Genomic DNA, 18,419 nt, shown 5'->3' with positions numbered 1-18,419 from the left:
CTCATTGTCCATATAACAAGACGGTAGTGTCCGTATGGCGGATCACTGTGGACGATCCACGGCACCCCATGCCACGCTCTCTCCATGGATCGAGCTGGAGTCGCCCTGGTGAGTCGGCGTCACGTCGATCTCGGCCGCATGTCCAGCGCCATCTGTCCGGCGGGCTGAAAGTCACAGCACCGCCGACCTCCCGCCGCCGCCCAGCCGTCCCCACTGTCGCGGACGCCCGCGCGCGCCCCTGCAGCGCCGCCCTGCCGAAGAACCGTTTGCGCAGGTCAATCAGGGTCGTGCGCGCCCACGGCCGGCCCCTTCGCCTGCCCTAAGGACACTCCTGTCATGGCTAACTCCTCCTCGCGCCCCGCCGCGGCCGGTCGCCGCAAGGCCGGCCGCCACCGCGGCGAAGGCCAGTGGGCCGCCGGCCACTTCACGCCGCTCAACTCCAACGAGCAAGTCAAGAAGGACGACGACGGTCTCAATGTGCGGACACGCATTGAGACGATCTACTCCAAGCGCGGCTTCGATTCCATCGACCCCGCCGACCTGCGCGGCCGGATGCGGTGGTGGGGGCTGTACACCCAGCGCAAGCCCGGGATCGACGGCGGCAAGACGGCGGTCCTGGAGCCGCACGAGCTGGACGACGAGTACTTCATGCTCCGCGTCCGCGTCGACGGCGGGCGGCTGACGGTCACCCAGTTGCGGACGATCGGCGAGATCTCGCAGGAGTTCGCCCGCGGCACGGCGGACCTCACCGACCGGCAGAACATCCAGTTGCACTGGATCCGGATCGAGGACGTCCCGGAGATCTGGCGCAGGCTGGAGTCCGTGGGGCTGTCCACCACCGAGGCGTGCGGCGACGTCCCGCGCGTCGTCCTCGGCTCCCCGGTCGCCGGCATCGCCGCGGACGAGATCATCGACGGCACCCCGGCGCTGGAGGAGATTCAGCGGCGCATCGTGGGCAACCCCGCGTACTCGAACCTCCCCCGGAAGTTCAAGGGCGCGGTCTCCGGCTCCCCGCAGCTCGACATCGTGCACGAGATCAATGACGTCGCCTTCGTCGGCGTCGAACATCCGGAGCTGGGCCCGGGGTTCGACGTCTGGGTCGGCGGCGGTCTGTCGACCAACCCCAAGCTGGGGGTGCGGATCGGCGCCTGGGTGTCGCTGGAGGAGGTGCCGGACGTCTTCGAGGGCGTCGTCGGCATCTTCCGCGACTACGGCTACCGCCGGCTGCGCAACCGGGCCCGGCTGAAGTACCTGCTCGCGGACTGGGGCCCGGAGAAGTTCCGCCAGGTGCTCCAGGACGAGTACCTGCTGCGTACGCTCGCCGACGGCCCCGGCCCCGAGGTGCCCGCCGAGCGCTGGCGCGACCACATCGGGGTGCACCGGCAGCACGACGGCCGCTACTACCTGGGCTTCGCCGCCCGCGTCGGCCGCGTCGACGGCGGCACGCTGACGAAGATCGCCGAACTGGCGGCGCAGCACGGCTCCGACCGGCTCCGTACCACGGTCGAACAGAAGATGCTGATCCTCGACGTCGAGGAGGACCGGGTCGCCCCGTTGCGCGAGGCGCTGGAGGCGCTGGACCTCCAGGTCACGCCGTCGGCGTTCCGGCGCGGCACGATGGCCTGCACCGGCATCGAGTTCTGCAAACTGGCGATCGTCGAGACGAAGGCCCGCGGCGCGGCGCTCGTCGACGAGCTGGAGCGGCGGCTGCCCGACTTCGACGAGCCGATCACCATCAACCTCAACGGCTGCCCCAACTCCTGTGCGCGTATCCAGGTGGCGGACATCGGTCTCAAGGGGCAGCTCGTCACCGACGACAACGGCGAGCAGGTCGAGGGCTACCAGGTCCACCTCGGCGGCAGCCTCGGCCTGGACCCGGGCTTCGGCCGCAAGGTGCGCGGCCTGAAGGTCACCGCCGCGCAGCTCCCCGCGTACGTCGAGCGCGTGCTCACCCGCTACACGGCCGGGCGCGAAGAGGGCGAGCGGTTCGCCCAGTGGGTGGCACGCGCCGGCGAGGAGGACCTCAAGTGAGCGGGCGGGCGGCGCCGTTCTACTGCCCGTACTGCGGAGACGAGGACCTGCGCCCCTCGGAGGAGGGGGCCTCCCGCGGAGGAGGCACAGCGTGGGAGTGCAGGTCCTGCAACCGCGCTTTCACACTCTCGTTCCTCGGGCTGCTGGCCGACGGCCTGCGTCCCGACAGCGATGGAGGGAACCACAACCGATGACGGTCATCGAAGAGGCGGATACGGATACCGCGGCGCTTGCCGAGCGGGCCGGCCGTGAACTGGAGGACGCCCCGGCGCTGGAGATCCTGCGCTGGGCGGCGGACACCTTCGGCAAGCGCTTCTGTGTCACCTCGTCCATGCAGGACATGGTCGTCGCGCATCTGGCGTCCCGCGTCATGCCGGGCGTGGACGTCCTGTTCCTCGACACCGGCTACCACTTCCCCGAGACCCTCGGCACCCGCGACGCGGTGGCCGCCGTGATGGACGTGAACGTCGTCTCGCTCACCCCCCGGCTGACGGTCGCGGAGCAGGACGCCGAGTACGGCCCGCGGCTGTACGAGCGCAACCCCGACCTGTGCTGCGCGCTGCGCAAGATGCAGCCGCTGGAGGACGGCCTCGCCGCGTACGACTCCTGGGCCACCGGGCTGCGCCGCGACGAGTCGCCGACGCGCGCGGGCACCCCCGTCGTCGGCTGGGACGCCAAGCGGCGCAAGGTGAAGGTCTCGCCGATCGCCCGCTGGACCGAGGCGGACGTGCAGAGCTACGTCGCCGAGCACGGCGTGCTGACGAACCCGCTGCTGACCGACGGCTACCCCTCCATCGGGTGCGCGCCGTGCACCCGCCGGGTCGCCCCCGGCGAGGACGCCCGCGCGGGCCGCTGGGCGGGCTTCGCCAAGACCGAGTGCGGCATCAACGTCTGAGCCCTCCGGCGCGACCTGACCGATCCCCGACCGGACCGTCCTAGCGTTACGAGTCATGTATCCCGTACTGCTGATCGTCGCCCACGGCAGCCGCGACCCGCGGCACGCCGCCACCGTCGCCGCGCTCGCGGCGCGGGTGGCGGCCGTGCGGCCGTACGCGCGGGTGGAGACCTGCTATCTGGACCACTGCGCTTCGCGTGTGCCGGGGGCGCTGCGGAGGCTGTACGACCAGGGGGTACGGGATGTCGTCGCGCTGCCGCTGCTGCTGGCCCGCGCCTTCCACGCCAAGTCCGACATCCCCGCCGTCCTGGATGAGGTGCGCTCCGCGCTGCCGCGGCTGCGCGTGACCCAGGGCGGCGTCCTGGGCCCGGATGCGCTGCTGACGGCGGCGCTGGACCGCCGGATGGCGCAGGTCCGGCGGTATTCGCCCGCCGAGCGGGCCCGCACGGGCGTCGTGCTGGCCGCGGCGGGCTCCTCCGACCCGGAGGCGATCGCGAGTGTCGCCGAGACCGCGCGGGAGTGGCGGCGTACCGCTGGATGGTGCGCTGTTCGGCCCGCGTTCGCCTCCGCGGCGCTTCCCCGCACGGCCGACGCCGTGCGCGCACTGCGCGCGGCGGGCGCCGAGCGGGTGGCGGTCGCGCCGTACGTCATCGCGCCGGGATTCCTGCCCGACCGCATCGTGCACGGCGCCACCGAGGCACGGGCGGACGTGCTCGCCCCGGTGCTGGGTGCGGCGCCGGAGCTGGCGGAGTTGCTGGCGCGCCGGTACGACGAGGCGTGCGCGGCCCAGCCGCTGCCGCTGTCCGCGTAGGACGCCCGGGCCCGCCGGAACTCCCGGCCACTCGGCGATCACCACGGGCGGACGGCCACGGCCGCGTGGGGCCGGGACGGGTGCCGTCGGTGCCCGGCCGCCGTCGGCCGGAGACCCGGTGCCCGTTGCGGAGGCTGACCGGCTCGCGGGGCGGGGGCGGGTCGGGGCCCACCGCGGCGTACGGTGTCACCGGTCGCGGGCCCCGCTCAGTGGCGGGCGGCCAGGACCGCCGGGGCCGTGGACCGGGGCAGCAGGTCCGCGGGGCGGGCGGGAAGCAGGAGCTGGACGTCGATGTCGTCGGAGAAACGATACGGCCGGTGCGCGAGCAGCCCGCCGACCTTCCGGCGCAGCCGGGACACCTCCGCCCGGACGGTCACCGTGCGCCCCGGGTCGCCGAAGAGCGCGTCGGCCAGTGCCGTGGAGCTGAACCCGTCGCGGTGCACCGCCAGCAGATAGAGCAACTCCGCGTGTCGCGGGCTCACCTGCTGCGACCACCGCCCCGTGCCGCCCAGCACCGCCAGGCTCGGCGACGCCGGCCGGGTCAGGTCCAGCACGACCCGCGTCGGCGCCGGCGCCGAGCCCTCCGGCTCGACCCGTACCAGCCACCCGCCGCCCGGCAGCGGCTCCAGCGCACACCGCCCGAGACCCGGCAGCACGTACGCGCCGGCCGCCGGTGGCTCCGGCAGCGCCACCCGCTCCGGCGGCACCATGCCGGTGGCTGCCGCCGCCCAGCCGTGCTCGTCCACGGCCAGCGCCCGGCCGCCGATACCGGCGAGGACGGGCGCCGCGACCGCCCGCAGCCGTCCCAGCGCCGTCCAGTGGCGGTCCCGCAGCTCGCCCTCCGCGACCCGGCCGACGGCGGTGACGAACGCCAGCGAGATCGTCGGCATCGTGCGCGCCGGGCCGGTGACGTTGACCACGCCCAGCACCCGCCCGTCGCGCGGGTCGGTCAGCGGTGCGGCGGCGCAGCTCCACGTACGGCAGTGGCGCAGGAAGTGCTCGTCGCCGTAGACGCCCACGGGGTGGCCGGTGGCCAGCGCCGTGCCGATGCCGTTGGTGCCCACGGAGTCCTCGCTCCAACTCGCGCCCTCCGCCAGCCCGATGCGGCTCACCGCGTTGAGCATCGCGCGCTCCCCGTCGCGCCACAGCACCACACCGTCGGCGTCGGTGACCACGACGACGTGCTCGGGCACGGTGTCCTCGGCCGGGATCAGCCCCTCGCGCAGCACGTCGCGCAGGACGCCGACCCCCGCCGTACGCCGCCGCCACTCCAGCTCCGCGACGCCCAGCCGCCGCGGCCGGCCGCCCTCGCGGTCCAGGCCGCGCTCCTCCGCGCGGCGCCACGAGTCGATGATCACCGCGCGCTGCCCGTCAACGGGCAGCGGCAGCCCGGGCAGGGGGACGGCGTACGCCTCGGCGGCCCGCCTGCCGGTACGCTCCCCACCGGTACGACCGCCCGTGACTGCGCCGGGGCCGGTCCGCGCACGGCCCCAGCCGGTCCGTGGGCCGCGCATCCGGCCCGCTTGCCGGTGTCCCCGCCCGCCGCCGCCCGCATCCGCACTTTCCGGCACAACACTCCCTGCTGGCATGTTCGTTCAGCCGGTCCGGGGTCAATGGTGCCCGCGTCGCCGCCCCGCGCCCACCTCTTGGACCAAACCGAGCGCGCCGCAGCAGCAAGCTGCAACGGTGTGCAACCTTTGCGTCCGCGTGTGCGCGGGGAGTTGAGTGGACCGGGGTTGACAAGCGGAGGGGGTGCCGAGTCGGCGCGGCACCGCTTTCCGACGCCCTGCACCGCGGAAGGCCGCCTCTCCACCCTGCGCGAGGGGGCCTTCCGCTGTCGCGTCCCGCACCCGCTAGGCGTTCGGCTCCGGCCGGGCCCGGTCCACCACCGCACGCAGATCCAGCCCGTGCGGCAGTGTCCCCGGCGCGGCACCCCACTCGCCGCCCAGCCGCGAGGCGCAGAAGGCGTCCGCGACCGCGGCGGGTGCGTGCCGTACGAGCAGCGTCCCCTGCAGCACCAGCGCCAGCCGTTCCGCCAGCCGGCGTGCCCGCGTCTCGACGCCCTCCAGGTCCGCCAGCTCCGTCAGCAGGTCCTTCACCGCCCGGTCCAGCCGGTGGTCCGCGCCGCGCGCCCGGCCGATCTCGGTGAGCACCGCGTCGAGGGCACCCGGCTCCCGTCCCAGCGCGCGCAGCAGGTCGAGCGCCTGTACGTTGCCGGAGCCCTCCCAGATCGAGTTCAGCGGCGCCTCGCGCAACAGCCGCGGCATCCCCGACTCCTCCACGTACCCGTTGCCGCCCAGGCACTCCAGTGCCTCCGTCACGACCGGCGTGCACCGCTTCGTCACCCAGTACTTCGCCGCCGGCACCGCCAGCCGCACGAAGGCGCGCTCCTCGTCCGTGTCCGCGTCGTACGCCGCCGCCAGCCGCAGCGCCAGCGCCGTCGCCGCCTCCGACTCCAGCGCCAGGTCCGCCAGCACGTTGCGCATCAGCGGCTGGTCGGTGAGCACCTTGCCGAACGCCGTGCGGTACGTGCAGTGGTGCACGGCCTCCGCCACCGCCCGGCGCATCACGGCCGCGGCGGCCGTGGCGCAGTCGACCCGGGTGGCGGCGACCATCTCGATGATCGCCGGGATGCCCCGGCCCTCCTCGCCGACCCGCCAGGCGAGCGTCGTACCGTCGAACTCGACCTCCGCGGAGGCGTTCGAGCGGTTGCCGAGCTTGTCCTTCAGCCGCTGGAGGAGGAAGGTGTTGCGGCTGCCGTCCGGCAGCACGCGCGGCAGCAGGAAGCAGGTCGGCCTGCTCTGCCCGGTGCCGGCCGGTACCTGGGCGAGCACCAGGAAGGCGTCCGACATCGGCGCCGAGCAGAACCACTTGTGGCCCGTCAGCGCGTACATGCCGTCCCCGGCCGGCTCCGCGCGGGTGGTGGTGGCCCGTACGTCCGAGCCGCCCTGCTTCTCCGTCATGCCCATCCCGGCGAGCGCGCCCGCCTTCGCGGCGGCGGGCGCCGGGCCCGGTTCGTACACCCGCGAGGTCAGCAGCGGCTCCCACGCCGCCGCCAGCTCCGGCTGCGCGCGCAGCGCAGGGACCGCGGCGTGCGTCATCGACAGCGGACAGCCGTGCCCCGCCTCGGCCTGGGTCCACACCAGAAAGCCGGCGGCCCGCCGTACGTGCCCGTCCGGCCGGCCCCATGCGTCGGTCAGCCCGGCGGCGACGCCGCGCTCCAGCAGCCGGTGCCAGGCGGGGTGGAAGACGACCTCGTCGAGGCGGTGGCCGTAGCGGTCGTGGGTGTGCAGCACCGGAGGCGATGCGTTCGCCTCGGCGCCCCACCGCTGCACCTCGGCGGAGCCTGCCGCGCGGCCGAGGGCGGTCAGCTCCGCGCGCACCTCGGTGTGCCGCTCGGGCGCGACGTGCCGCTCCACGGCCTCGGTAAGGGCCGCGTCCGCGGCGTAGACGTCGTAGCCCACCAGGGGAGGTGCCTGATTCGTCACCGTATGAGTACCTGCTGCCATGACAGCTACGGTAGGCAGGTGGGAGCAGAACGGGAAACGGGTGCGGAACAGGACGGAAGCGGTGGCCCCCGCGCCCGGCTGCGCCGCGCCCGCGCCCTGTACCAGAACCTGCCCAAGCGCCGCGTGGCGTGGCTGCTGCTGAAGGACACCGTCAACACCTGCATGCAGTACCGCGTGATCGGTCTCGCCGCCGAGGCCGCGTTCTTCAGCCTGCTGTCGCTGCCGCCGCTGCTCCTCGGCCTGCTGGGCCTGCTGGGCTACTTCGACCAGTGGCTCATCGACGTGGAGACCATCCGGCACAACATCATCGACGCCTCCGACACGGTCCTGACCGCCAAGGGCGTCGACCAGATCGTCCGCCCGCTGCTCGACGACGTCACCCGGGGCGGGCGCCCGGACCTCATCTCGTTCGGCTTCGCCCTCGCGCTGTGGTCGGGCTCGCGCGCCGTGAACGTCTTCATCGACACCATCACCATCATGTACGGGCTCGAAGGCCATCGCGGCATCGTCAAGACCCGGCTGCTCGCCTTCGGGCTGTACCTCGTGGCGCTGGTCATCGGCGTGGTCGCGCTGCCGCTGACGGTGGCGGGGCCGGACGCGGTGGTGAAGATGCTGCCGTGGAGCGAGACGGCCCTACGGGTGCTGTACTGGCCGGTCGTCGTCGTGCTGTCGGTCGCCTTTCTGACGACGCTCTACCACGCGGCCGTCCCCGTGCGTTCGCCGTGGCGGGAGGACCTGCCCGGGGCGCTGGTGGCGCTCGGCATGTGGCTGCTGGGCAGCGTGCTGCTGCGGCTCTACCTGCTGAACGCGGTGGAGGGCCCGACGATCTACGGGTCGCTGGCCGCGCCCGTCGCGGTACTGCTGTGGTTCGGCGTGTCGGCGTTCGCGGTGCTGGTCGGCGCGGCGGTCAACGCCGCGTTCGACCGCGTCTGGCCGTCCGTCGCCACCGCCACCGGCCGCGCCGAGACGGCCCGTGCCCGGGAGGAGGCGGCGGCCAGGGTGGTCGCGGCGGCCTCGGCGGAGCGGCAGGCGCGCCTTCGCGGGCTCGACGGGGACGCCTCGGCGGAGGAGCGGGCGCGCGAGCCGGAGCCGGAGCACGCCGAGGAAGAGGAGGAGGCGCAGGAGGAGGAGCGCCGGGCCCGGGCGAAGGACCCGGGCCGGCCGGGGCAGCACCCGTGGGTGGAGCGGGCCGAGCCGGGGAAGTCGGCGGCGCACGAGGAGGGCAAGCGGCACGGGGTGAGGTGAGCGGTCCCGCTGTCGCCTCACGAAGACTTCGCGCGCAGGAAGCGGCGCAGCCGCGCCAGCGGCCACGTGTTGATCACGTCCTCCTTCGTCAGCCAGCCGCGCTGCGCGATACCCACCCCGTAGCGCATGTTCGCCAGGTCCGGCACCGAGTGCGCGTCGCTGTCCACGGCGAACTTCACGCCGTGGGTCCGCGCCCGCAGGATCAGCTCGTCCGGCAGGTCGAGCCGGTTCGGGTGCGCGTTGACCTCCAGCGCCGTCCCCGTACGGGCGCAGGCCGCGAAGACCGCGTCCCAGTCGGCGTCGACCGCCGGCCGTCTGCCCGCCTTACGGGTGGTGGGGTGCCCGATGACCTGCACGTGCGGGTTCTCCACCGCCGCGAGGAAACGGCGGGTCATCTCGTCCCTCGACTGGGTGAAGTGCGAGTGCACCGAGGCCACGCACAGGTCGAACGTCTCCAGAAAGCCGCCCGGCCAGTCGACCGAGCCGTCCGGAGCGATGTTCAGCTCCGTGCCGTGCAGCAGCCGCATCCCGCCCCTGCCACGCCGGTAGCGTGCGTCCAGCTCCGCCACCCTCGCGCGCTGGGCGAGCATCTTCTCCTTCGTCATGCGCTGCATGCGCAGCTCGGGCGCGTGGTCGGTGATCGCGTAGTAGGCGTAGCCGCGCTCCCGGGCGGCTTCCACCATCGCCTCCAGCGTGTCGATGCCGTCGGTGAGGTCGGTGTGGGTGTGCAGGTCGCCGCGCAGGTCGTCCTCCGCGAGGAGTTCCGGCAGCTCGCCGGCGGTCGCGGCCTCGATCTCGCCGCGGTCCTCGCGCAGCGGCGGCGGGATCCAGGGCAGGCCGAGGCGGGCGTACACGTCCTCCTCGGTGGTGACCCGGATGCGGCGGTCGCTGCGGGCGTGGAAGAGGCCGTACTCCGACAGCTTCAGCTTCTTGCGCACGGCGATCTCACGAAGGCGGATGTTGTGCTGCTTGGACCCGGTGAAGTACTGCAGCGCCGCGCCCCACGCTCCCGGCGGTACGACCCGCAGGTCGACCTGGACGCCGTTGGTGGTGCGGATGCTCGTCTTCGTCTCGCCGGTGCCGATGACCTCGGCGACGAGCGGCAGCCCGGTGAACGCCGCCATCAGCGGCGCGGAGTCGCTCGCGGCGGCGAGCACGTCGAGGTCGCCGACGGTCCCGCGGCGCCGGCGCAGCGAGCCCGCGTACGCGCAGCGCTCGCAGCCCGTCGCCGCGGAGAGCCGCGCGACGATGTCGTCGGCGAGCGCCAGCGCCGTGTCGACGGGGATCCGGCCGGTGGACGAGCGCAGCAGGTCGATGCCGTGGAGCAGCTTCTCCTCGCTCTTCGGCCCGAAGCCCTTCAGATCGCGCAGCCGGTGCTCGGCGATGGCCGCGGCCAGCTCGTCGACGGACGACACGCCGAGCTCCTGGTACAGGAGCAGCGCGCGCTTGGGACCCAGGGCGGGGATCGCGATCAGCTCGCGGACCCCGGCCGGGATCCGGGCGCGCGCCTCGTCGATGGCCGCCACCCGGCCCGTACGCAGGTACTCGACGACCTTGCCGGCGATGGAGGCGCCCACCCCGGGGATGGCCTTCAGGTCCTTGGTGTCGAGCCCGGCCACGTCGGCGGAGTGGCCGGCGATCGCGCGGGCGGCGCGCTCGTAGGCGCGCGCTTTGAAGGCGTCGCCGCCGGTGATGGACAGCAGGTCGGCGTACTCCTGCAGGAGCGCGGCGATCTCCTCGTTGGACGCCACGTCGGTCACCTCGGTCCATGTCGCGGGGTCTGGGGGAAGGCGGGCAAGGGGGCAAGGGGGCAAGGGGAGGTCGAGGGAGGTCAGGGGTACGGAGGCGGAGCCGGCACCCGGCGACGCCCCCGTGCCGACAAGCATGCCGCCGATCGCCGCTCCCCGCCGTCCGAGCGCGGCGGGTGTCCCGGCGGCGGGGAAATTCCCTGGCGGGATACGTGCGCGCCTGCATACGCTTTCAGCGCACCACGTGACCGGTATCGACCAGGGAGGTGAGGGCCATGACCGAAGCCGTCAGGGGCACAGTCCCCGCAGGACCGCCGTACGCCCGCTCCTTTCTGAAGGGTCACTCTGTTGACACACCTCCCCGCACCTCGTCGCCTGCTCGCCTACGGCTGGGATGAGGCCGCCGCCGACGCCTTCGCGCCGTACGAGTGCGAAGGACTGATCCCCGGCCGTATCGCCCGGGTGGACCGCGGCTCCTGCATCGCCCTCACCGACGCCGGCCCCGTCCGCGCCACCACCGCCGCCCTCGCCGCCCCCGACCGTGCCGCGGGCCGCACCGCCGACCTCACCCGGCTGCCCTGCACCGGCGACTGGGCGGCGCTCGAACCGGGCGAGCGGTTCGCCGTACGCGCCCTGCTGCCGCGCCGCACCGCCTTCCTGCGCTCGGCGTCGTCCAAACGCTCCGAGGGCCAGGTCGTCGCCGCCAACGTCGACCACGCCGTGATCGCCGTCTCGCTGGCGGCGACGCGCGCCGCGGACATCGAACCGGCACGGCTGGAGCGGCTGTTGTCCCTCGCCTGGTCCAGCGGTGCACAGCCGCTGGTCGCGCTCACCAAGGCCGACCTGGTCGAGGACCCCGTCGTCCTCGGCCACCTCGTCACCGACACGGAGGAGGTCGCGCCGGGCACCCCCGTCCTCGCGGTCAGCGCCGCCACCGGCGCCGGCGTCCCCCGGCTGGCCGCGGCGCTGTCCGCGGGCACTTCCGTGCTGCTCGGCGCCTCCGGCGCCGGGAAGTCCACGCTCGCCAACGCCCTGCTCGGCGCGGACGCGCAGCGGGTCCACGCGGTACGCGACGCGGACGGAAAGGGCCGGCACACCACCGTCTCCCGCGACCTGCTGCCGCTGCCCGGCGGCGGCGTCCTCATCGACACTCCCGGCCTGCGCGGCGTCGGCCTCTGGGAGGCCGACGACGGCCTCGGTCAGGTCTTCGCGGAGATCGAGGAACTGGCCGCGGGCTGCCGCTTCCACGACTGCACGCACACCGCCGAGCCGGGCTGCGCGGTCGTCGCGGCGCTGGAGCACGGCGAGCTGCACCCGCGCCGCCTGGACAGCTACCGCAAGCTCCGGCGCGAGAACGCCCGCATAGCGGCGCGCACCGATCAGCGGGTGCAGGCGGAGCGACGGCGGGAGTACAAGCGCCGGGACGCGGCGGACCGCGAGACGCGAGTACGCAAGGGCAGGGGCTGAGGCGGGGCCGGCGGCAGTGGGCGCGCCCGGCGCCCGCCCCGGGACGTCAGCGGCTTCCGTCCGCCTCGTCCGTGCACCAGCCGCGCTGGTGGGCGTACCAGCCCAGTTGCAGCCGCGTGTGTACGCCGGCGATCTCCATCAGCCGCTTGACCCGCCGCTGTACGGTCCGTAGCCCCAGGTCCAGTTGCTTGGCGGCGCTGGCGTCCGTGAGGCCGGCCAGCAACAGGCCGAGGATCTGCAGGTCCACCGTGTCCGGCACGTCCGGTGCCTGCTCCGCGACCGCGGCGCCGCCCGCGGTCAGCCGGAGCGGCAGCGCCTGGCGCCACAGGCTCTCGAAGAGGCCCGTCAGCGACTCCAGCAGCCCGCTCGCGTGCACCACGAGCGCGGCGGGCTCACCCGCCCCGGCGAACATCGGCACCATCGCCGTCGAGCCGTCCGCGATCACCAGCTTCGTGGGCACCTCGTCCGCGACCCGCAGCTCCTCGTTCCGGCGCAGCGCCGCCGCTGCCTCGGCGACCGTACCGGGGGCCAGCAGCCGGGAGCGCTCCAGCACCACCCGGAACCGTACGCCGCGGCCCGCGGCCTTCTCCTCCGCGGTGTTGTCCTGACTGCGCACGGCCAGCGGCTCCCGCGTGACCAGGGCGCAGACCTCCTCCTCGGCGCCGAGCTGCAGTTGCAGGAACCGGTGCGCCACCGCGCCCGCACCGGTCACCACCTCGACCAGGTCGTGTACGTCGGCCGGCTCGCCGGCTTCCGCGCGATACTCCTCCGCGAGCAGCGCGGCGGCCAGTTCCGCGCGCTCCAGCTCGTGCCGCTGCTGGATCAGCAGCGCCCCCAGCGCGACCGACGGCGGGGCCGCCACCCAGCGCCCCGGCCGCGCCGACGACTGCGCCGCGAGCCCGTGCTGCTCCAACCGCCGCAGCGTCCGCACCGCCTCGGGCTCGGGCAGCGTCAACCGCCGCGCCAGCTCGGGGACATCGGCGGCGCCGAGTGCGACCAGCGCGCGGTAGGCCGACTCCTGCACGTCGTCGAGTCCGATGGCTCCGAGCACCTGCACATCCTGACCGCACCGGTGGGTCGGGTGGAAGGCCCTTGCGGTGATCTTGCGGGTCCTGCCGTTGCGGCGGGGGACGGCGGGGAACAATAGGAGCATGGATCGCCAGGGGGAGACGGCGGGGGAACGCCGCACCGAGGACGAGTGGTGGCACGAGCTGTACGAGGAGGGAGTACCGGACGCGGGTCCGCAGCGCGCGGGAGACACCCTCGACGACCGCTTCGCGTCGGTGGCACGGACGGTGGACGAGGAGACGGACCCGGCTCCCGCGGGATCGGCGCGGCCGTCGCGGCGGTCGGCGGCGGAACCGTACGACCAGATGCGGGACCCCGACTACCCACCGCCGACTGCCTCCGGGGCCTTGGGGACAACCGGGGCCGTGGCGCCGTCGGTGGCGGGCGTCCCGGGCTTCACGGAGCGTCGGTCGGAGGCCCCGGCGGCGGGCCGCGGCTGGACGGACGACGTCTTCGCCGGCCTGCGGGAGGACGGGAGACAGGCCCCCGGGCGGCGGCCCGCGGCCCCGGAACCGGCGGAGCCCGCGGCTGCGGAGCCCGCGGTTGCGGAGCCGGAGGGTACGGAGCCGGCGGAGCCCTCCGGGACGGCCGCGGGAGAGCCCGGCCCGTGGTGGGAGTCGGCGGTCCGCGCCCCGCGGGAAGCGACGGACGGCACCACGCGTGACGCGGCGCTACCCGGCCGGACGGAGCCCGCCGTCGCGGAGTCACCGGCGGCGGGTGAACCCGGTCCGCAGGGCACCGCGTCCGCCGGCCCGCCGGACGACGCCGCGCCGGCCAGGCCCGGGGATGCCGGGGAGCCCGCTCCGGCCGGCACACCGCCACAGTCACCCGCGTCGGCGGACGCCGCGCCGCCCGTCACCGAGAGGGCCGCTGAGGCCGGTTCCGACGGGGCCGCGCCGGTCCAAGGGGCCCCCGGATCACCACAGTCACCCGTACCGGCACCGCCTTTCTCCGGGCAGCCGGCGCCGCCCGGCCCGGCGGAGGCGGCCGGGCCCCGTTCCGGTGAGACCGCGCCGCCCCCGCCGGTCCGGCCCGCCTCCGACGTCCCGCCCGGCCCGGCCCGTCCGGTGCCGCCCCCCGCCCCTGCGGAGGCGGTCGGGACCGGCGACGAGGGCGCGGCACAAGCGGACCCGGCGCGGCCCGTGTCGCCCGGATCCGTACCTCCCGTCCCGGCTCGGCCGACGCCCCCGGCGGCTTCCGCGCCGGTGCCCTCCGCCCGTCCGTCGTCGCCGGACCCCGCCGAGACCACCGACCCGCCCCCTCCGGCCGGTGCTCCCGCGTCTGGCGCACCGGTGTCTGGCGCTCCCGCGTCCGCCGCGTCCGCGGCAAGCGCACCCGCGGCCGGCGGGCCCGCCGACTCCGAACCCCCGCCCTCCACCATGCGCCTGCGGCAGGTGTCCGTCACCGACACCCTCACGGACGCCGAATGGGCCCGCCGCGGCGGGAAGTTCGTCGGCGGCGGGCCGCCCGCCTACGAGGCCGAGCCCACCGCGTTGCCGGAGGTGGCGCCCGGGGCGCTCGGGGATCTGGTGCCCGACACCGTGCTCGACGGGGCCCGGTACGGGTCGTTCACGCTGCGGACCGCCGCCACCCGCGGCGACAGTCCCCGGTACCGCGGGGAGCAGCGGCGCGACGCCGTGCTCACCGCCCGCTTCGGCGGCGGCGACGACGCGCTCGTGTTCGTGGCCGTCGCCACCGGGGCCCGCGGCGTGCCCCGTACCGACCGGGCCGCCGACTCGCTCGTGCGGTGGATGGGCGAGGCCGTCGGCAGGAGCCGGGCGCGGCTGTCGGAGGACATCCGGACCGGGCGGCGCGCCGCGCTGAAAGGCGGGTTGCACCGGCTGACCGGGCGGACGTACGGCCTGATGCGCGCGCAGGCCGAGGAGTTCGGGCTGGATCCCGCCGGCTACACCGCCGGGCTGCGCTGTCTGCTGCTGTCCACCGACCCCGGCTGCCGTACCCGGGTGTTCTTCGGCACCGGCCCCGGCGGCCTCTTCCGGCTGCGCGGGGCGGAGTGGCAGGACCTGGAGCCCACCGCCCGCGACGGGGAGTCCGTGCAGGAGGAGGCCCCGCCCGCCGATCCCCGGCTCACCGTCGATCTCGGCGGCCGGCCCCGGCGCACCGCTCCGGCCGGCCCTCCGCCGCCCGGCTTCGGCGCGCTCGTGGACACCCCCGACCCCGGCGAGCCCGCCCCGTTCGCCTTCCGGGCGACCGAGGGCAGGCCCGGCGACGTGCTGCTGCTGTGCAGCCCGGGGTTCGCCGAGCCGCTGCGCGGCGCGCCCGGGCTGGCGGCCGAGTTGGGGGAGCGGTGGCGCGGCGAGGAGGCGCCGCCCGGGCTCGCGGCGTTCCTGGCGGACGTCCAGATGCGTGCCAAGGGCTTCGCCGACGACCGCGGCGCCGCGGCCCTCTGGGAGAGCTGAGGCGAGGGGCCCGGCGGTGCCGGGCCCCTCCGGCCTCACCGTACGGGCCGCATCCTCAGCGTCAGGATCTGGAACGGCCGCAGGTGCAACGCCACCCCGCCGTCCTCTTCCACCGCCGCGTCCGCCGAGTCGAGCGGCCGCTCCAGCAGATCCGTCACCTGTACGCCGGCGACGGGGAACGACGTCGTCAGTGTCCCCGACGCCCGCCCCCCGCGCGACTCGTACACCCGGACCACCACATCCCCGCTCCGGTCCTCCGCGGCCTTGACGGACTCCACTGTGACGGCCGGGTCGCTCACCGACACCAGCGGTGCCCGCGCCGCCGTGCGCGCCGTGCGCAGCGGCAGGTTCAGCGCCAGGCCCTGCTCCACCGCGGTGCCGACGTCCGCCCCCGGCAGCAGCGCGTAGCGGTACCGGTGGACGCCGAGGTCCGTCTCCGGGTCCGGGAACTTCGGCGCCCGCAGGAGCGTCAGCCGCACCGTCGTGCCGAGACCCGCCTCGTGCTCCTCGCGCGTCACGTCGTGGCCGTACGTGGCGTCGTTGAGCACCGCCACGCCGTACCCCGGCTCGCCCACGTGCAGCCAGCGGTGCGCGCAGATCTCGAACTTGGCCGCGTCCCAGCTCGTGTTGGCGTGCGTCGGCCGGTGCACGTGCCCGAACTGGATCTCGGACGTGGACCGGTCCGCGTGCACGTCCAGCGGGAACGCGGCCTTGAGTACCTTCTCCTCCTCCCGCCAGTCGACCTCGGTGGTGAAGTCCACCCGCCCGCTGTCCGCGGCCAGGCTGATGTCCTGCACGATCCGCGACCTGCCGGTGGTACGGACCACCCGCACGGCGGCGCGCAGCGGCCCCGACTCGGTGACCTCCACCGACTCCGCGTCCACGAGGTCGGTGCGGGTACGACGGTAGAACTTGTCGATGTCCCAGGCATCCCACTGGTTGGGGTGGTCGGGGTGGAGCTGCAGCAGGTTGGCGCGGGCGCCCGGCGCCAGCACCTCGCGGCCGGCGGTCAGGTCGCGGACGGAGGTCAGCAGCCCGTCGCCGTCGACGACGACCCGCAGCAGCCCGTTGTCCAGGACGACCTCCTGGCCCTCCGCAACCGCCGACACCTCGGTGCCGGCGGCCGTCCCCGCCGTGCCCGCGCCCAGCCCCGGAGCGCTCACCCGCGCCAGCCGCCGTCCGTCGCCCAGCGGCTGCGCCACCGCCCCGGGCGGCAGCGCCGCCGACTCGTCGGCGGCCAGCTCCACGACCTCGTCCCGGTGGTACGGCGACGCGTTCAGCACGGCGAGCCCGTCCCCGCCGAGGGCGGTCACGGCCGCAGCGGTGATCCCCGCCAGCTCCTCGGCCACCGCGGCGTACGTCTGTGCCGCCTCCCGGTGCACCCACGCGATCGAGGAGCCCGGCAGGATGTCGTGGAACTGGTGCAGCAGCACCGTCTTCCAGATCCGGTCCAGCTCCTCGTACGGGTACGCGTACGCCGGATCCGCCAGCGCCGCCGCCGTCGCCCACAGCTCCGCCTCGCGCAGCAGGTGCTCGCTGCGCCGGTTGCCGCTCTTGGTGTCCGCCTGGCTGGTGTACGTACCGCGGTGGAACTCCAGGTACAGCTCTCCGGACCACACCGGTGCCGCCGCCCCGTACTCCTCCTCCGCCGCCGCGAAGAAGTCCGCGGCCTTGGCCACCCGGACCCGCGGCGAGCCCTCCAGCGACCGCAGCCGGCGCGCCTTCTCCAGCATCTCCCGCGTCGGTCCGCCGCCCCCGTCGCCGTATCCGAAGGGCACGAGCGACATGCTGGCCCGCCCCTTGTCGGCGAAGTTGCGTTCGGCGAGGGACAGCTCCGCGGCGTGCATGGTCGCGTTGTAGGTGTCCACCGGCGGGAAGTGGGTGAAGACCCGGGTGCCGTCGATGCCCTCCCACCAGAAGGTGTGGTGCGGCATCTTGTTGGTCTGGTTCCACGACAGCTTCTGGGTGAGGAACCACCGGATTCCCGCCAGCCGCGCGAGCTGCGGGAACGCCGCCGTGTAGCCGAAGGAGTCCGGCAGCCACACCTCCCGGGTGTCCACGCCGAACTCCTCGGCGAAGAACCGCTTGCCGTGGATCAACTGGCGCGCGAGCGCCTCGCCGCCCGGCATGTTGGCGTCCGATTCCACCCACATCGAGCCGACCGGCACGAACTGGCCGGTCTGCACGGCGGCGCGGATGCGCTCGTAGATCTTCGGCTGGTTCTGCTTGACCCAGGCGTACTGCTGCGCCTGCGAGCAGGAGAAGACCAGCTCCGGGTAGTCCCCGGACAGCGCCAGCTCGGTGACGTTCGCGAACGTCCGCGACGCCTTGCGCACCGTCTCGCGCAGCGGCCACAGCCAGGCGGAGTCGATGTGCGCGTGGCCGGTGGCGTACGCCCGGTGGGCGCTGGCCGACGCGGGCTGCGCCAGCGCCGGGGCCAGCACCTCGCGGGCGGTCGCGGCCGTGCCGGGCACGTCGTGCAGGTCGAGTACGTCGAGCATGCGGTCCAGCGTGTGCAGGATGTCGTGCCGGCGGCCGCGGTCCACCGGCAGCTCGTGCATCAGCTCCGACAGCACCTCGATGTCGAGGATCAGGTGCCACACCTCCTCGTTCAGCACGGCGAGGTCGGCGGAGCGGAAGGTGTACAGCGGGGCGTCACCCGCGGTGCGCAGCTCGCCGAGGAGGGTGGGCGTGAAGTCCTGGAGGACCGCGGGGTTCGCGGCGGCCTCCAGCAGCAGCCGGACGGGCTCGCCGCCGGCCGCGGGGGACGCGATCGGCACATGCCGGTTGCGCGGGTGTACGCCCTTGACGGGTGCCCCGGCCGCGTCGTAGACGAGCCCTTCGGCCTGGAAGCCGGGCATCTCGGTGCCGAAGCCGGGGTCGATGACCGCCTCGACGCGGCGTCCCGCCCAGGCCGCCGGCACGGTGCCGGTCAACCGGAACCAACTGGTCGACCACGGCGGCCCCCAGGGGGTGCCGACGGCGAAGGGCTCGTACTCCTCCGGGGGGACCTTCAGCGCCTCGTCCGCCGGCACCGGCTCGCCGGGGCGGTGCCACACCGACAGCTCCAGGGGGACGCGCTCGGTGTACTGGGCGGGGCGGATGAACTGGCGCAGCGCGCGGTCCAGCCGGCCCTCTGCCAGCAGTCGGTCGTCGTGCATCGCGGCTCCTCACAGTCGTCGCTGTGATCTGCCTAACCTGCCCGTGGCCGACCGGGCAAGAGGC

13 protein-coding genes are annotated in these 18,419 nt (G+C 74.7%); 8 read left to right on the top strand and 5 right to left on the bottom strand.

All coding sequences use genetic code 11. From position 1 onward, the window contains the following. Window positions 1-84: 84 nt before the first annotated feature. The 5 genes from I003_RS36690 to I003_RS0104700 all read left to right on the top strand — a co-directional run bounded on the left by I003_RS36690 (window position 85) and on the right by I003_RS0104700 (window position 3,737). Entirely contained in the window at window positions 85-168 is an 84-nt protein-coding gene (locus I003_RS36690; RefSeq protein WP_367648462.1) for a putative leader peptide, read from the top strand. 168 nt (window positions 169-336) lie between these two features. Next, the gene (locus I003_RS0104710; RefSeq protein WP_027770454.1) at window positions 337-2,031 is read left to right on the top strand and encodes a nitrite/sulfite reductase; all 1,695 of its coding nucleotides are present in this window, start codon (window positions 337-339) and stop codon (window positions 2,029-2,031) included. After that, a complete protein-coding gene (locus I003_RS36685) occupies window positions 2,028-2,225 on the top strand; it encodes a hypothetical protein (protein WP_078563735.1) in 198 nt (65 codons plus the stop codon). The genes I003_RS0104710 and I003_RS36685 overlap by 4 nt, the downstream gene beginning before the upstream one ends. After that, a complete protein-coding gene (locus I003_RS0104705) occupies window positions 2,222-2,926 on the top strand; it encodes a phosphoadenylyl-sulfate reductase (RefSeq protein WP_027770453.1) in 705 nt (234 codons plus the stop codon). The genes I003_RS36685 and I003_RS0104705 overlap by 4 nt, the downstream gene beginning before the upstream one ends. A gap of 55 nt (window positions 2,927-2,981) precedes the next feature. Continuing rightward, window positions 2,982-3,737, top strand: a complete 756-nt coding sequence (locus I003_RS0104700) for a sirohydrochlorin chelatase (protein ID WP_027770452.1) — start codon at window positions 2,982-2,984, stop codon at window positions 3,735-3,737. 206 nt (window positions 3,738-3,943) lie between these two features. On the opposite strand, the gene I003_RS0104695 is transcribed toward I003_RS0104700, so the two are convergent. Together I003_RS0104695 and I003_RS0104690 are read right to left on the bottom strand one after the other, a co-directional pair. Continuing rightward, window positions 3,944-5,251: a helix-turn-helix domain-containing protein gene (locus tag I003_RS0104695; RefSeq protein ID WP_027770451.1), complete on the bottom strand. Its 1,308-nt coding sequence runs from the start codon at window positions 5,249-5,251 to the stop codon at window positions 3,944-3,946. A 339-nt stretch (window positions 5,252-5,590) separates the two neighbouring features. After that, complete coding sequence (locus I003_RS0104690; RefSeq protein ID WP_037720058.1) at window positions 5,591-7,246, bottom strand: acyl-CoA dehydrogenase family protein; 1,656 nt, start codon at window positions 7,244-7,246, stop codon at window positions 5,591-5,593. On the opposite strand from I003_RS0104690, the gene I003_RS31465 reads away from it, so the two are divergent. Further along, the gene (locus I003_RS31465) at window positions 7,229-8,491 is read left to right on the top strand and encodes a YihY/virulence factor BrkB family protein (protein WP_486584087.1); all 1,263 of its coding nucleotides are present in this window, start codon (window positions 7,229-7,231) and stop codon (window positions 8,489-8,491) included. The two genes, I003_RS0104690 and I003_RS31465, sit on opposite strands and share 18 nt — an antisense overlap. 17 nt (window positions 8,492-8,508) lie before the next feature. On the opposite strand, the gene polX is transcribed toward I003_RS31465, so the two are convergent. After that, window positions 8,509-10,251 (bottom strand): DNA polymerase/3'-5' exonuclease PolX, encoded by a 1,743-nt coding sequence (polX, locus tag I003_RS0104680; protein ID WP_027770449.1) that lies wholly within the window; start codon window positions 10,249-10,251, stop codon window positions 8,509-8,511. A 336-nt stretch (window positions 10,252-10,587) separates the two neighbouring features. Here polX and rsgA point away from each other — a divergent pair, with 336 nt between their 5' ends. Continuing rightward, window positions 10,588-11,706, top strand: a complete 1,119-nt coding sequence (gene rsgA / locus I003_RS0104675) for a ribosome small subunit-dependent GTPase A (protein WP_027770448.1) — start codon at window positions 10,588-10,590, stop codon at window positions 11,704-11,706. A 46-nt stretch (window positions 11,707-11,752) separates the two neighbouring features. On the opposite strand, the gene I003_RS0104670 is transcribed toward rsgA, so the two are convergent. Beyond that, window positions 11,753-12,757, bottom strand: coding sequence for a helix-turn-helix transcriptional regulator (locus I003_RS0104670; protein ID WP_027770447.1), 1,005 nt, complete (start codon window positions 12,755-12,757; stop codon window positions 11,753-11,755). 1,396 nt (window positions 12,758-14,153) lie between these two features. Between I003_RS0104670 and I003_RS36680 the strand changes: the two genes are divergently transcribed. Continuing rightward, window positions 14,154-15,194: a protein phosphatase 2C domain-containing protein gene (locus tag I003_RS36680; protein WP_486584086.1), complete on the top strand. Its 1,041-nt coding sequence runs from the start codon at window positions 14,154-14,156 to the stop codon at window positions 15,192-15,194. Between the two features lie 35 nt (window positions 15,195-15,229). Here I003_RS36680 and I003_RS0104660 read toward each other — a convergent pair whose 3' ends face one another. Next, entirely contained in the window at window positions 15,230-18,355 is a 3,126-nt protein-coding gene (locus I003_RS0104660) for a glycoside hydrolase family 38 N-terminal domain-containing protein (RefSeq protein ID WP_027770445.1), read from the bottom strand. Window positions 18,356-18,419 lie beyond the last annotated feature (64 nt).

The sequence above is a fragment of the Streptomyces sp. CNQ329 genome (assembly GCF_000482585.1).
The sequence above is the reverse complement of the archived record's forward strand: the minus strand, read 5'-3'. Positions and strand labels throughout refer to the sequence as shown.

Coding starts and splice junctions, on each gene's coding strand:
- I003_RS36690 (WP_367648462.1), top strand. CDS start 85: ATGGATCGAGCTGGAGTCGCCCTGGTGAGTCGGCGTCACGTCGATCTC.
- I003_RS0104710 (WP_027770454.1), top strand. CDS start 337: ATGGCTAACTCCTCCTCGCGCCCCGCCGCGGCCGGTCGCCGCAAGGCC.
- I003_RS0104705 (WP_027770453.1), top strand. CDS start 2,222: ATGACGGTCATCGAAGAGGCGGATACGGATACCGCGGCGCTTGCCGAG.
- I003_RS0104700 (WP_027770452.1), top strand. CDS start 2,982: ATGTATCCCGTACTGCTGATCGTCGCCCACGGCAGCCGCGACCCGCGG.
- I003_RS0104695 (WP_027770451.1), bottom strand. CDS start 5,251: ATGCGCGGCCCACGGACCGGCTGGGGCCGTGCGCGGACCGGCCCCGGC.
- I003_RS31465 (WP_486584087.1), top strand. CDS start 7,229: ATGAGTACCTGCTGCCATGACAGCTACGGTAGGCAGGTGGGAGCAGAA.
- I003_RS0104690 (WP_037720058.1), bottom strand. CDS start 7,246: ATGGCAGCAGGTACTCATACGGTGACGAATCAGGCACCTCCCCTGGTG.
- I003_RS36680 (WP_486584086.1), top strand. CDS start 14,154: ATGCGCCTGCGGCAGGTGTCCGTCACCGACACCCTCACGGACGCCGAA.
- I003_RS0104660 (WP_027770445.1), bottom strand. CDS start 18,355: ATGCACGACGACCGACTGCTGGCAGAGGGCCGGCTGGACCGCGCGCTG.